Source organism: Ascidiimonas meishanensis (assembly GCF_037782385.1).
Lineage (GTDB): Bacteria > Bacteroidota > Bacteroidia > Flavobacteriales > Flavobacteriaceae > Ascidiimonas > Ascidiimonas meishanensis.
On sequence record NZ_JBBEXD010000009.1, the window covers coordinates 128,188 to 141,051 of the forward strand.

Below are 12,864 nucleotides of genomic sequence, written 5' to 3' on the forward strand. Positions count from 1 at the left end.
TCTTCAAGTATTTCATGATTTATTGGCTTTATTGGTGACACTAGTGTGCACAAACGTTGAACTAATATAATTTAGGTAAGTAAGTGGTGACTAAAACAAAAATATTATTATCCTCTCCCCATATGTCTGGGTATGAGCAACAGTATATCAAAGAGGCATTTGATACCAATTGGATAGCCCCACTTGGAGCTAATGTAGATGGTTTTGAAAATGCAATAGAGAATTATTTGCAAGAAGATATACAAGTAGCTTCCCTAAGTTCTGGAACTGCAGCTATTCACTTAGGTTTAGTTTTATTGGGAGTTTCCGCTGGAGATGAGGTGATTTGTCAAAGTTTCACTTTCTCTGCTTCCGCAAACCCTATTGTTTATCAAGGTGCTACTCCAGTTTTTGTAGATAGTGAGAAGGATACCTGGAACATTTGTCCAGAATTATTAGAAGAAGCAATAAAAGATAGAATTGCAAAAGGGAAAAAACCAAAAGCCATTGTAGCGGTTCACTTGTATGGTATGCCATATAAAGTTCAAGAAGTTCATGCTGTAGCCAACAAATATGAAATTCCAATTATTGAAGATAGTGCAGAAGCTCTTGGAAGCACCTGTTATGGTAGAAAGTGTGGGACGTTTGGAACTATAGGCGTTCTTTCTTTCAATGGTAATAAAATCATCACTACTTCTGGAGGGGGAGCAATAGTAGTTTCTGATAAAAAGTTAAAAGAAAAAGCAATATTCTTGGCAACACAAGCCAGAGATAATGCACCTCATTATCAACATTCTCATATTGGTTATAATTATCGAATGAGTAACATAGTTGCAGGTATAGGAAGAGGACAAATGCAGGTATTGGATGATCGTGTTTCTGCACGAAGACAAAATTATGAGTTCTATCAAACCAGATTAGGTTCATTTGATGAGTTAAATTTTCTTAAAGAACCTAACGGTTTCTTTTCTAACAGATGGTTAAGTTGTTTAACTGCAACTTCTTATGAATCAAGGGAATATATTAGATTAGCACTGGCAAAAGAAGATGTAGAGTCTCGTCCGTTATGGAAGCCATTGCATATGCAGCCAATCTTTAAGGATTGTCCAAGCTATACAAATCAAGTATCGGAAAAATTGTTTGAAACCGGACTTTGTTTGCCTAGTGGATCAAATCTTTCGGAGGCTGATTTACAAAAAATAACAGCTCTAATCATTAAAAACATTCAGCAATGATAAAAAAATACTTTGGTAATCAGGCGCAAAGATATGCTTCCAGGTGGTTGGTACTTTTCATTGATATAATGATAGTGGTAGTGACTTTTTTTATGTCTTATTTGATCAGGTTTAACTTTACCCTCAACTTTGACATAGGTAAGTTTTTAATACAACTTCCTGTTTTGGCACTAACCGCTGTAGTAAGTTTTCTAATTATTGGATCTTATAAAGGAGTTATACGCCATACCGGATTTACAGATGTAGTAAATCTTTTTAAGGCAATTTCGCTACTATCTTTTCTTTCAATAGGGCTTGTGGTAATTAATAAGGAGATGAATTTAATCTCTGGTTTTACAATACCTCTTTCTATTGTGGTTATACACTCTTTTATTTCATTTGTTGCGTTAAGTGCAAGTCGTTTATTATTTAAAGTTGCGTTTAAGCATATTTCAATACGTTTTAAAGGTTGTAAAAATATAATTATTTATGGCGCTGGAGATTCTGGAATTGTTACTTATAACGCATTAATTAATAATCCGCAGAATCATGTGAGTGTGATTTGTTATATGGATGAAGATCCTAAGAAACACGGGAAGTTTATTAACGGAGTTCCCATCCTAAATCCTTCAAAAATAAATGATACCTACATTAAGCATCACAATATAGAGGAGATCATTGTATCTATTCAAAATATTAGCTCTCAAAAACTTAGAAAGTTAGTAGACAGCATGGTAGAGCTACCAACAAATGTAAAAATAGTTCCTCCTATTGAAAAATGGATTAATGGAGAATTAAGTCTTAATCAAATTAAACAAGTACAAATTGAAGATCTATTAGATCGTATACCCATTGAGATTGAGAATCCTAAATTACAAAAGGAACTTCAAGGAGAAACCATAATGGTTACTGGTGCTGCCGGCTCTATAGGTAGTGAAATTGCTACACAGATCGCTAATTATAAAATAAAACAACTCGTTTTAGTAGATCAGGCAGAATCTGATTTATATGATTTACAACAAGATTTAAAACAAAAAGGGTATACCAATTTTACACCAATTGTTGCAGATATCCGAGATAAAAATAGAGTAGATTATATCTATCAGGAATTTCAGCCAACCATGGTATTTCATGCTGCCGCTTATAAGCACGTACCTTTAATGGAGTGCAATCCTTACGAAGCGATTAAAATTAATGTAAACGGAACTAAAATACTTGCCGACGCTGCAGCTAAATATAAAGTAAAAAAGTTCGTATTTGTCTCTACGGATAAGGCTGTGAACCCAACAAGTGTAATGGGCGCTACAAAGAGAATCGCAGAAATGTATATAAGTTGTATACAACGTGAGTGTGATACGAAGTTTATAACCACTCGTTTTGGAAACGTGTTGGGGTCTAACGGATCTGTGATTCCTTTATTTAAAAAACAAATAGAGAAAGGAGGCCCTTTAACGGTGACACATAAAGACGTTACCCGTTTTTTTATGACTATACCAGAAGCTTCTCAACTTGTACTTGAAGCAGGTGCTATGGGTAAAGGAGGAGAAATTTTTATTTTTGACATGGGTGAGTCTGTTAAGATTTATTATCTTGCTTTAAACATGATTAAACTATCTGGCCTCCGTTTTCCAGAAGATATTAACATTAAAATTACTGGATTGCGACCAGGTGAGAAGTTATATGAAGAACTACTTGCCAATGGTGAAAATACTATGAAAACGTATCATGAGAAGATCCGGATTAGTAAGACAAGAGCCTTAGATTATACTAAGATGAAATCGGAAATTGAGGAATTATGTATTTCAAATAGATTTCAAAATTTGAATATTGTTAAAAAGATGAAATCTTTGGTTCCTGAATACAAGTCTAACAATTCGGAGTTTGAAGTATTAGATGGAGATAAAGATTCCAAACTTCAAGACTATCGCGAGAAAAAATTAGAGTCCATTTGACTGACTGATAAAAAAGAATAATAATTATAAGTAAACTTAATTAATGAAAAATTTCATGTTTTTCTCGAAAAGGCTGTTAGTATTAGCATTAATAGCCATTTTTGTTTCATCTTGTGCCAGTCGTAAAGAGGTAGTTTATTTTCAGGATGCGAAGGATTTTGAAACGGTAGTAGATACAGATACTTTTGCTTCAAAATTTAAAGTAAATGACATTTTAAATATCTACATCTCTACATTTGATTCAGAGGCAACACGACCTTTCAATTTAATTAAAGCAACAGAAAACGGACGTTCTGAGGCAGTAGATTATTTGATAGACAAAGATGGTTTTATTGATTATCCTGTATTGGGAAAGCTTAAGTTGGAGGGGCTTACAGTGCAAGAAGCGAAAGAGTTATTTAGAGAAAAACTAAGCATCTACTTAAAAGATCCAATTGTTAATATTCGATTGACAAACTTTAGAGTGACTGTATTAGGTTCAGTAAACCGCCCAGGCACTTATACAATTTCGGGAGAAAGAATTACTATACTAGAGGCTCTTGGTCAAGCAGGAGATCTAAATATTAAAGGGCGTCGAGATAATGTATTAGTAATACGAGACTTTAATGGCACCAAGGTATACACCAGAATTAACCTTACCAACAAAGAATCTATGAATTCACCGGTTTATTATCTTACACAAAACGATGTTGTATACGTTGAACCCAATAAATCTGCTATTTCATCATCTTCTCTTGACAGTCGTACAAGTGTTGTAATTTCTATTGTATCTTTACTCATTACATCTGGAGTTATTATATTAACAAGACAGTAAGAAAAGAAGGAGTTTCTAATGGAAACAGGACAGTCAAGTAATACCCAAGCCTTTTCAGGAGTTTCTGAAAACTTTAGCTTAAGAGATACCATAGCAACCTATTTAAGAAATTGGTATTGGTTTGCTTTGAGTTGCATTATATGCATCGCTATAGCATTTGTATATTTAAGATATACAACGCCACTTTACGGCGCCTATGCTAAGATTATGCTGGTAGATGATAAAAATTCTTCTACACCGGCTAGTGCATTGTTAAAAGACTTGGAGCTTTTGTCTGAAGTGGAGAGTAAAAAGGTGGAAGATGAAATTCAGGTAATGAAATCACGAAAGCTCATGGAGAACGTCGTGGAGAAGCTTAAATTAAATATTCAATTCTTTACGGAAGGCAGGGTTCATGACGTAGAGGTTTTTCCATACCCTCCTATTAAGGTCAATTTTATTGAATCAGATTCTATCATAAAATCTTCTAAGTTCGCTTTTAATATCAAAATTATTTCAGAAACTTCTTTTGAATATTCTATTGATGAAAAAGAGCGTAGTAAAAAATATTATTTTGGTGAAAATATCCCCACACTTTTAGGAGATATTGTAATCATACCTACTATAAAGAATATAGAAAATAATGCTGGCCAAACTATAAAAGTACTTATTCATCCAGTTCAAAAGGTAGCTGAGTTGTATAAGGAACGGGTTTCTATTAGTCCAGTAGAACCACTTTCCAAAGTAATTGTCATTTCTTTAGAAGACGCTAATAAAATCAAGGCACAGCAGATAATCAATACATTAATTGATGAATATAATAGAAATTCCATTGATCAAAAAAATGCGGAATCTAAAGCTACCGCAGATTTTATTAATGAGCGTATAGATCTCATTGCAACTGATCTTGCCAATGTAGATAGCAATGCAGAGAGGTTTAAAACAGGAAATCGTCTTACTGATATTACTTCGGAAGCCGATATATACTTAAATACGGGTTCTGATAATGAACAGGAGTTGATAAAAAATAGTACAGATCTTAGTATGGTTAATTATATGAATAATTACTTGAAAGGTCAGGATTCTTTTGAACCCATTCCATCTAATATAGGTCTGTCTGATCCATCTATAAGTAATATTTCTGCGAAGTATAATGAATTGATCTTACAGCGTAATCAATTGCTTAAAAGTTCTAATGAACAAAATCCTATTATAGTAAATCTTGATCAACAGATAAATGGGCTACGCCAAAGTATGCAGCAAAGTCTAAGTAATCTGAGAAGTACACTTAGCATTCGTGTAAATAACCTCAAGCAACAGGCGGCACGAATTAATTCGAGAATTTCATCCGTTCCAGGCCAGGCGAGACAATTACGGGATATAGAAAGGCAGCAGCAAATAAAAGAATCACTTTATCTTTATCTTTTAGAGAAAAGAGAAGAAGCTACCATTTCTTTAACGGCTACTTCTCCAAATGCTAAAATTATTGATACCGCATACAGTCCTAATGACGGACCGATTTCTCCAAAAAAGAAAGTGATTTTTATGGCAGCATTAGTAGCAGGTTTGGCATTTCCATTTTCTGTTATTTATTTAAAACAACTCTTAGATAATAAAATCCATAATAAGGAAGGGCTCGCAAAAATCTTTAAAAACATCCCAATACTTGGAGAAATACCTAAGGTTAAAGGTAAAAAGAAAGTTTTCATTATTGAACGGAATGACAGATCTGTACTTTCTGAATCTTTTAGGATTGTGAGAACCAATCTTGATTACTTAATGCGAAGCAGACATAAAAAGGAAGGATCTAATAATAACGTCATATTTGTAACATCTACTATCAATGGTGAAGGTAAAACTTTTGTAAGTACCAATATCTCCTTAACACTTGCTAATTCTGATAAAAAAGTACTACTCATAGGAGCAGATATAAGAAACCCAAAAATTCATGATTATCTAAAAGTGGAGCCAAAAGAAATGGGCTTAACAGATTACCTTTATGATGAAAGAGTTTCCAGAAAAAGTATTTTGGAAACCATAGAAGTAGAGGGAAATCAGATAGATATTATTTATTCTGGAAAAACGCCTCCAAATCCGGCAGAGCTATTAATGAGTGAGCGATTAAAGGAACTGTTGGAAGATGTCTCAGAATTATATGATTTCGTAATAGTTGATACTGCACCTTGTATGTTGGTAACAGATACGCTTTTATTCAGCCAATACGCAGATCATACGATCTATGTTACTCGTGCAAATTACACAGAACGTAGACTACTAAATTTTCCAGCAGAACTCTATGCAGATAAAAAGCTTAATGGAATGATGTTTATAGTGAATGATGTCAAAGCATCTAACTTTGGGTATGGGGCAAAGTATGGCTATGGTTATCATGCAGAAAAGACCTCGAAGAAGAAAAAACGAAAAGTTAAAGTCTAAAGCCTTTAAAACATTCATTTGTGCTACGAATGATATGTTGAATATGGTCTTTTGTTCTGCCGTTAAGTTTAATTTGTGATAAGAAATCTAATTGTATTGTTTTATGAGTATCTGTGCCAATGAAGTCAATAAGGTTTTCTTCAAGCAACCATTTAGCCGTCTTTTGGGCACTTTTCCCATAATAATCAGTAAGAGAAAGCATGTTCATTTGAAAAAAGCATCCCATCTGTTTAAGTGACTTATAATAGTCTTTTCGATTATGATAAAAATTATAGCGTTCTGGGTGCGCCAAAACAACATAATACCCGTATTCTCTCATTTTGAGAATAACACTACTAAGATTCAATGGGGGTTGTAAATATGAGAGTTCTACCAAAACATATCGATATTTTAGCGGCACGATTTTTTTAGCTTCCAATAGGTCTTCAAAATGACTATCAATCATATATTCAGCAGAAAGATTAATGATGAGTCCGGGTATTTTCGAACGCAAATTTTTTGCTTCTAACTTTTCGTAAGCTTCTGCAATAGTTGCTTCGTTATTAGGATAAAAGTCTATCATAATATGTGGTGTAGCAATAAAGTCGTGTATGCCTAAGGCTTCATACTTTTTTAAAAGTGCTATAGATTGATTCACATCGGCAGCACCATCATCTATTCCAGGCAAAATATGGCAGTGGATATCAATGAAACCGTCTAAAAGATCTCGCAGGTAATATTTTTTAGTAAAAAATTGGAACATGAAAACAAAAATAAGCTATTAATTTATATACAAGTTTAAGAACACTTAATCAGCGAGATTGTTTTTTCTTAAAATCCCTTTTTTTGGTTTTATTAGGGTTTGTAAATAATCGTTTAAAAAAACCATCCTTTTTTACTCCTTCGCAATCCAGTAATTTATTTATTGTAATGGGTGTTTCCGGAAATGAATCTACCGTATATCTCTTAAGGTTTTTGTGATGGATCATCTTTTTAAATAAATTAGCAAATACAGGAAGGGCAGCTTTTGCTCCCTGCCCATTAGCTGTGGTTTTAAAGCCAATTTCATAAGAGTTTGTTCCTACCCAAGTACCATAAACTTGGTTTGGAGTTAATGCCATAAACCATGCATCTTTATTATTTTGCGTAGTACCTGTTTTACCAGCAATTGCCTGAGTGAGATTATATTGTTTTCGCAAAGAGCTTGCAGTGCCATTTTCAACTGTACCTTTCATAATTTCCAGCATTAAAGCAGCAGTTTTTTTTGAAAAAGCTGGTTTTTTTGATTTTATAGGATTATTAACTGTTAATACATTCCCATTTTTATCTCTTATTTCTTTGATAGTATATGGCTGAACAAAATAACCTTCATTAAGAAAAGAAGTATATGCCTTCACCATAGTTAACAAATCAACTTCTGCAGTACCCAAAGCAAGGGAAGGTACTTCTGGCAGTGCTCCTTCTATTCCCATTTTTTGAGCTTGCTCTATTACATTTTTAATTCCTGTTTTTTCCATTACTTTAACAGCAACGGTATTTACAGAATTACGCAGCGCGTAAGGTATGGAATAGTTTAAATATTTTTCGTTATCATTTCCACTATTTGTAGGTGTCCAGTCTTCCATATTTTCATATTGAACGGGTTTTGCAGCGAAATATTCACATGGTTTTATGCCATTTTCAATAGCTGCTGCATATACTACTGGCTTAAACAGTGAGCCTACCTGCCTTTTACTTTGGTAAACATGATCGTATTTAAACCAATCAAAGTTGATGCCACCAATCCAACTTTCAATAGCCCCAGTTTTTCTGTTCAAAGAAACAAATCCTAAATTGAGAAATTTCATCATGTGTTGAATACTATCTTTAGTACTTATAAATACTTCACGATCTTCTCCATATTCAAAAATTCTTTTAGTTTTAGGAACAGTTAATGAATCAAAAATAGTTTCTTCATTCAAGCCAAGTGATTGTAACTTTTTATACGAGGCACTTCCTTTAAGTTTTTTATGCAATAGGGATTTATTCTTAAGCCATGGAGCAGAATTTCCATGTTCACGCTCAAAAATATTTTGTAACTTTTTCATATGATCAGATACTACTTGTTCTGCAATTGTCTGCATATCAGAATTAAGGGTAGTATATATCTGAAGACCATCTGTATAAATATTGTATTGTTTTCCTGTGTCCTTTGCATGCTGCTTTACCCAAGAAATCAATTCTTTTCTAACCATCTCCTTGAAGTATTGAGCGGTTCCTTCCGTCTTTGTAATTCCTTGGTAATTGAGTTGAATGGGCTCTTCCTTTAATATTTCTAATGAGTCTTTTGATAAGTAATTTTGATGCACCATTAGTTGTAAAACCAAATTTCTTCTCATTTTACTTCTCTCAGGAAATTTTCTTGGGTTATAAGTGTGCGTTGCTTTTAAAGTTCCAATCAATAATGCGGCCTCAATTTTTGAAAGATTTTTTGTTTGCTTATTGAAAAACTTATAAGCAGCACCTTCAATACCATAAACATTGTCACTAAATGCAACTGTGTTTAAGTAACGGGTAATTATTTCCTTTTTGCTGTATAGTGATTCAATTCTTTTTGCAATAATCATTTCACGAATTTTTTGAACAAGAATACCTCCTTTTGAGATGGCTGATCTTGGAAAAAGATTCTTGGCGAGTTGCTGACTAATGGTGCTACCACCGCCCGAAGCCTCATTTTGAAGCATAATGGTTTTAATACCTACTCTTAAAAGACTTTTATAATCAATTCCATGATGCTGTTGAAATCTAATATCTTCTGTGGCAATCAATGCATTAATCAAATAATTTGGGAGCTCGTCATAGGTTACAGATTGTCTATTTTCAAAGTAGTAGCTGCCTATATTTTTCTTATTAGAATCATATAGAATTGAAGCTTCCGGAAGCGAAATTTGTTGTAGTTCTTTTGTAGAGGGTATTTTACCCCATAAGCCTACGTAAATACTAAAGATAAAAAAAAAGAGTAGTAAAAGAGTACTACAAATGGACCACACTAGTATTCTTAAAAATAGAATTTTACTTCCTTTTAGAACGGGAGATTTTAAATAATTTTTCAGGATGAATGGTTTTTAGTATATACGATTTGAAATGACCTACTAGACGACATTTTTTAAAGTTTTCTAACACATAAGATGTCTAATTTCGAAATTGAAACTTAAAGTATTAGATTTACGTAAAATTATAAGAATTTTCATGCTTACTATTTTTACTCATTTTATTGACCTAGAAAATAAGAAAATTTATGATGATTTTTTAAAGGATTGTGATCCAGACTTTATTAAAAAGGCAAGTTCTTATTTTCATGATAGAGATCGTTTAAAGAGAATTGCAGGAAGAATGTTATTAAAAAAAGCATGGGCAGAAACTACGCTGTCTTCTAATTTTCCAGTCGTAAAAAGAATAGATGACAGGCATAAGCCATATATAGATAATTGGTTACACTTTAGTCTTTCATATACAGATGGAGCGGTTGTTTTAGGAGTATCTGAAATAGGTGACATAGGTATTGATATTGAAACAATCAAAGAACTTGAAGATAAAGATATCATTTCGTATTTTCATCCTATTGAGCAACAGTATATTGAAAACAGTCGAGATTTTGTTTATTCTTTTTATCATATATGGGTTAGAAAAGAAGCTTTACTTAAAGCTATTGGAATAGGGTTAATTGATGGTTTGCAGAGCTCAAACTGCACAATGAATCCAACATACTACAAAGACATAATTTGGCATTTTAAGGAACTTGAAATTTCTAAGAAGCATGTTTGTTATGTAGCTACCAAAATTCCTGAAGATAAATTAAAAATAAGATATTATAATTTAAGTATTCAAGAATTGAGGGTTTATTGAGTGGTCTCTTAAGACTAATATTTTCTGTATGAAAAAGACATACTTTTTGCAATGTCTAACGATTCTGTTAAATCTTCCATAATACTATAGCAATCATCAAAAATAAAGAAATGGCTACCAGGGTATACGTCCCAATCTAAAGGATAAAGTGTTTCTTCCTGCCACATATCTATCTTTCCGGCGCTTATTTTGGCATCAAGGTTTCCAGTTCTTATGAAGATAGGCGTTTCAAGACGTTCTATTAAAGGGCGATATTCATAATGGTCTAATGCCCAGTAATCTGCCCGTATAGTAGGCTCAAAAAAATCAATTAACTCTTGATCTTCAAATAAAGCATCAGAGATACCCCCTAAACTCTTAATCTCTGCCCAAAAAGAATGTTTGTCATACCTAGAAATTTTCTTATTAGTTACTACAGATGGAGCAATTTGACCCGTAAAAAAAAGACAAGAGGGAAGTGGTATTTTCGCTTGTTGAATACGCCTTGTTAATTCATAGCCCAATAGAGCGCCCATTCCGTGTCCAAAAAATAAATATTCAGTGGTTTTAATGGTTGGAAGAATTTGTGCAAATATATCATCACATACGGATTCAATATCAGGTATTGCTAATTCATTTATCCTATTGCCCCTACCTGGTATTTCAATGCTTATCCATTCAAATGGTGTAGGGGTAAATCTCTTGAGGGTCGCATAAGAATTAGTACATCCACCGGCAAAGGGTAATGCAATGATTGCAATTTTTTCTTCCATACTTATAAATTAAATTATTTAATTAAACGGTTGGCAGAAAAGCTAGTTTTAGTAATTAGTCTCTCAAATATATTAATTTATCTGCTATAGATTAGCATGAAAACCCAATCAAAAAAAACTTTTACGGGAAACCCTTAATTCATTTAAGGGTTTTATACATTTAATTGAAATTGAAGTGAAATTAACACTATTATTCTCTCCATTGCCTACTTACATACGTTAATTCTTATCATTGCAGATTACTAATTTTTTAATTTGACTTAATTCTATATTCAATTACGACAGAAAAATCTTTAATCAATACTTCTTAATTCTGTAATAAAGTATTTTAATAACATTTTTATAATTTTATGTTGAATTAATAGATGAAAATATTTTTGTTGAATATGAAAATTATGGGCCCTTATTTATTTTTCTATAGAGCACTAAGTTGTCTTTTTCAGGAAGATAAAGTAACTTGATCATTGTATGAAGAATCCATATGAATATGCAATAATAGATGTAGAAACTACTGGTTTGGGTGGAACCAGTGGTAATCGAATAACAGAAATAGCAGTAGCAATTTATGATGGAAATTGTGTGACAGATTACTATCATTCTTTGGTAAACCCTGAATCTGCTATTTCAAAATTTGTAACAGGATTAACAGGTATTGATGAATCTATGGTTATAGGTGCACCTACTTTTTCACAAATAGCACCAAAATTATTGGAATTAACCCAAAGTCGAATTTTTGTAGCACATAACGTAAACTTCGATTATAATGTATTGAGGAAGGAATTTGAAAGGGTAGATGTTAATTTTAAGAGAAAAAGACTTTGCACGGTTAGATTAGCGCGTCAGCTATTTCCTGGGTATCGTTCCTATAGTTTAGGTAATTTATGCAATCAATTAGGAATTGCAATAAATAGCCGTCACCGTGCAAAAGGTGATACAGATGCCACTGTGCTTTTGATGGAGAAATTAATAGCAAAAGATACCACAGGAATCATAGCAAAACATTTACATGCACACTCAGGTGAGGTGGCCTTGCCACCATTACTATCAAAGGAAGTTTATGAGACATTACCTTCTAGAAATGGTGTATATTATTTCAAGAATTCCAAAGGGGTCATCATCTATGTGGGAAAAGCAAAAAATATTAAAAAACGTGTTTTGAGTCATTTTTATGATAAATCTCCTCAGGAGATAGCGTTATGTAGTGAAACTGCTCATATAGACCATGAGGTGACTGGAAGCGAATTGCTTGCACTTTTAGCAGAGTCTGCCGCAATAAAAAAATACTATCCAAAATATAACCGTGCCCAAAAAAAAGTAAATGCTAGATATGCAATAGTTAGCTATACAAATAGAGTTGGAATTGTTCAACTCGGATACTGTACTATAAAAACCGCTTTTAATCCTATAGTTATTTGTTACTCTTCTACCGAAGCTATTGCATTTTTAGAAATGCTATGTGAGCAGTTTGAACTTTGTCCTAAATATACTCAATTACAACAAAATGTAAAGACATGTTCGCACTTCAAAATATCAAATTGCCGAGGAATTTGTCATCAGAAAGAATCTGTAAGTGATTACAATAAAAGAGTAGAAAACGCTATTTCCTTTATGAAAGAAACCCGAGATAATCTCTTAATTAGAGAGAAGGGAAGAACTAACGAAGAAACTGCTTTTGTATGGATTAAAAATGGGATTTATAGGGGCTATGGTTTTATAGAAAATAATGCAGTAATTCAAACTAGTCAAAATTTGGAACCTTGGCTTCAACCCCAAACAGATAATAGTGATGTAAGGCGTATTATAGCCCAATATGTCCACAAATTTCCTCAGAACGTTGTATTGAACAATACACCAGCTACTTAACCCCCAACTAA

Annotated in this window: 9 protein-coding genes; 6 read left to right on the plus strand and 3 right to left on the minus strand. The window is 33.0% G+C overall.

Annotation, left to right across the window (positions count from 1 at the left end; genetic code table 11):
• Window positions 1-122 precede the first annotated feature (122 nt).
• The 4 genes from WBG07_RS15215 to WBG07_RS15230 are packed head-to-tail and all read left to right on the plus strand — an operon-like array spanning window position 123 to window position 6,374.
• Window positions 123-1,214 (plus strand): DegT/DnrJ/EryC1/StrS family aminotransferase, encoded by a 1,092-nt coding sequence (locus WBG07_RS15215; RefSeq protein WP_340202488.1) that lies wholly within the window; start codon window positions 123-125, stop codon window positions 1,212-1,214.
• Window positions 1,211-3,145 (plus strand): polysaccharide biosynthesis protein, encoded by a 1,935-nt coding sequence (locus WBG07_RS15220; RefSeq protein ID WP_340202399.1) that lies wholly within the window; start codon window positions 1,211-1,213, stop codon window positions 3,143-3,145. The genes WBG07_RS15215 and WBG07_RS15220 overlap by 4 nt, the downstream gene beginning before the upstream one ends.
• Window positions 3,146-3,188: 43 nt before the next feature.
• Window positions 3,189-3,959, plus strand: coding sequence for a polysaccharide biosynthesis/export family protein (locus WBG07_RS15225; RefSeq protein ID WP_340202401.1), 771 nt, complete (start codon window positions 3,189-3,191; stop codon window positions 3,957-3,959).
• Between the two features lie 18 nt (window positions 3,960-3,977).
• A complete protein-coding gene (locus tag WBG07_RS15230) occupies window positions 3,978-6,374 on the plus strand; it encodes a GumC family protein (protein WP_340202403.1) in 2,397 nt (798 codons plus the stop codon).
• Here the strand turns inward: WBG07_RS15230 and WBG07_RS15235 are convergent.
• Together WBG07_RS15235 and WBG07_RS15240 are read right to left on the minus strand one after the other, a co-directional pair.
• The gene (locus tag WBG07_RS15235) at window positions 6,364-7,116 is read right to left on the minus strand and encodes a tyrosine-protein phosphatase (protein ID WP_340202405.1); all 753 of its coding nucleotides are present in this window, start codon (window positions 7,114-7,116) and stop codon (window positions 6,364-6,366) included. The genes WBG07_RS15230 and WBG07_RS15235 overlap by 11 nt on opposite strands.
• Before the next feature lie 49 nt (window positions 7,117-7,165).
• Window positions 7,166-9,382, minus strand: coding sequence for a transglycosylase domain-containing protein (locus WBG07_RS15240; RefSeq protein WP_340202406.1), 2,217 nt, complete (start codon window positions 9,380-9,382; stop codon window positions 7,166-7,168).
• Window positions 9,383-9,581: 199 nt separating this feature from the next.
• Between WBG07_RS15240 and WBG07_RS15245 the strand changes: the two genes are divergently transcribed.
• Complete coding sequence (locus WBG07_RS15245; protein ID WP_340202407.1) at window positions 9,582-10,238, plus strand: 4'-phosphopantetheinyl transferase family protein; 657 nt, start codon at window positions 9,582-9,584, stop codon at window positions 10,236-10,238.
• Between the two features lie 14 nt (window positions 10,239-10,252).
• On the opposite strand, the gene WBG07_RS15250 is transcribed toward WBG07_RS15245, so the two are convergent.
• A complete protein-coding gene (locus WBG07_RS15250; protein ID WP_340202408.1) occupies window positions 10,253-10,990 on the minus strand; it encodes a thioesterase II family protein in 738 nt (245 codons plus the stop codon).
• A 468-nt stretch (window positions 10,991-11,458) separates the two neighbouring features.
• Between WBG07_RS15250 and WBG07_RS15255 the strand changes: the two genes are divergently transcribed.
• Complete coding sequence (locus WBG07_RS15255) at window positions 11,459-12,853, plus strand: exonuclease domain-containing protein (protein WP_340202409.1); 1,395 nt, start codon at window positions 11,459-11,461, stop codon at window positions 12,851-12,853.
• Window positions 12,854-12,864: the final 11 nt, after the last annotated feature.

Excerpts from the sequence above, each read along its gene's own strand:
- WBG07_RS15255 (WP_340202409.1), top strand. The coding sequence starts at position 11,459 with ATGAAGAATCCATATGAATATGCAATAATAGATGTAGAAACTACTGGT.
- WBG07_RS15235 (WP_340202405.1), bottom strand. The coding sequence starts at position 7,116 with ATGTTCCAATTTTTTACTAAAAAATATTACCTGCGAGATCTTTTAGAC.
- WBG07_RS15220 (WP_340202399.1), top strand. The coding sequence starts at position 1,211 with ATGATAAAAAAATACTTTGGTAATCAGGCGCAAAGATATGCTTCCAGG.
- WBG07_RS15245 (WP_340202407.1), top strand. The coding sequence starts at position 9,582 with ATGCTTACTATTTTTACTCATTTTATTGACCTAGAAAATAAGAAAATT.
- WBG07_RS15230 (WP_340202403.1), top strand. The coding sequence starts at position 3,978 with ATGGAAACAGGACAGTCAAGTAATACCCAAGCCTTTTCAGGAGTTTCT.
- WBG07_RS15250 (WP_340202408.1), bottom strand. The coding sequence starts at position 10,990 with ATGGAAGAAAAAATTGCAATCATTGCATTACCCTTTGCCGGTGGATGT.
- WBG07_RS15225 (WP_340202401.1), top strand. The coding sequence starts at position 3,189 with ATGAAAAATTTCATGTTTTTCTCGAAAAGGCTGTTAGTATTAGCATTA.
- WBG07_RS15215 (WP_340202488.1), top strand. The coding sequence starts at position 123 with ATGTCTGGGTATGAGCAACAGTATATCAAAGAGGCATTTGATACCAAT.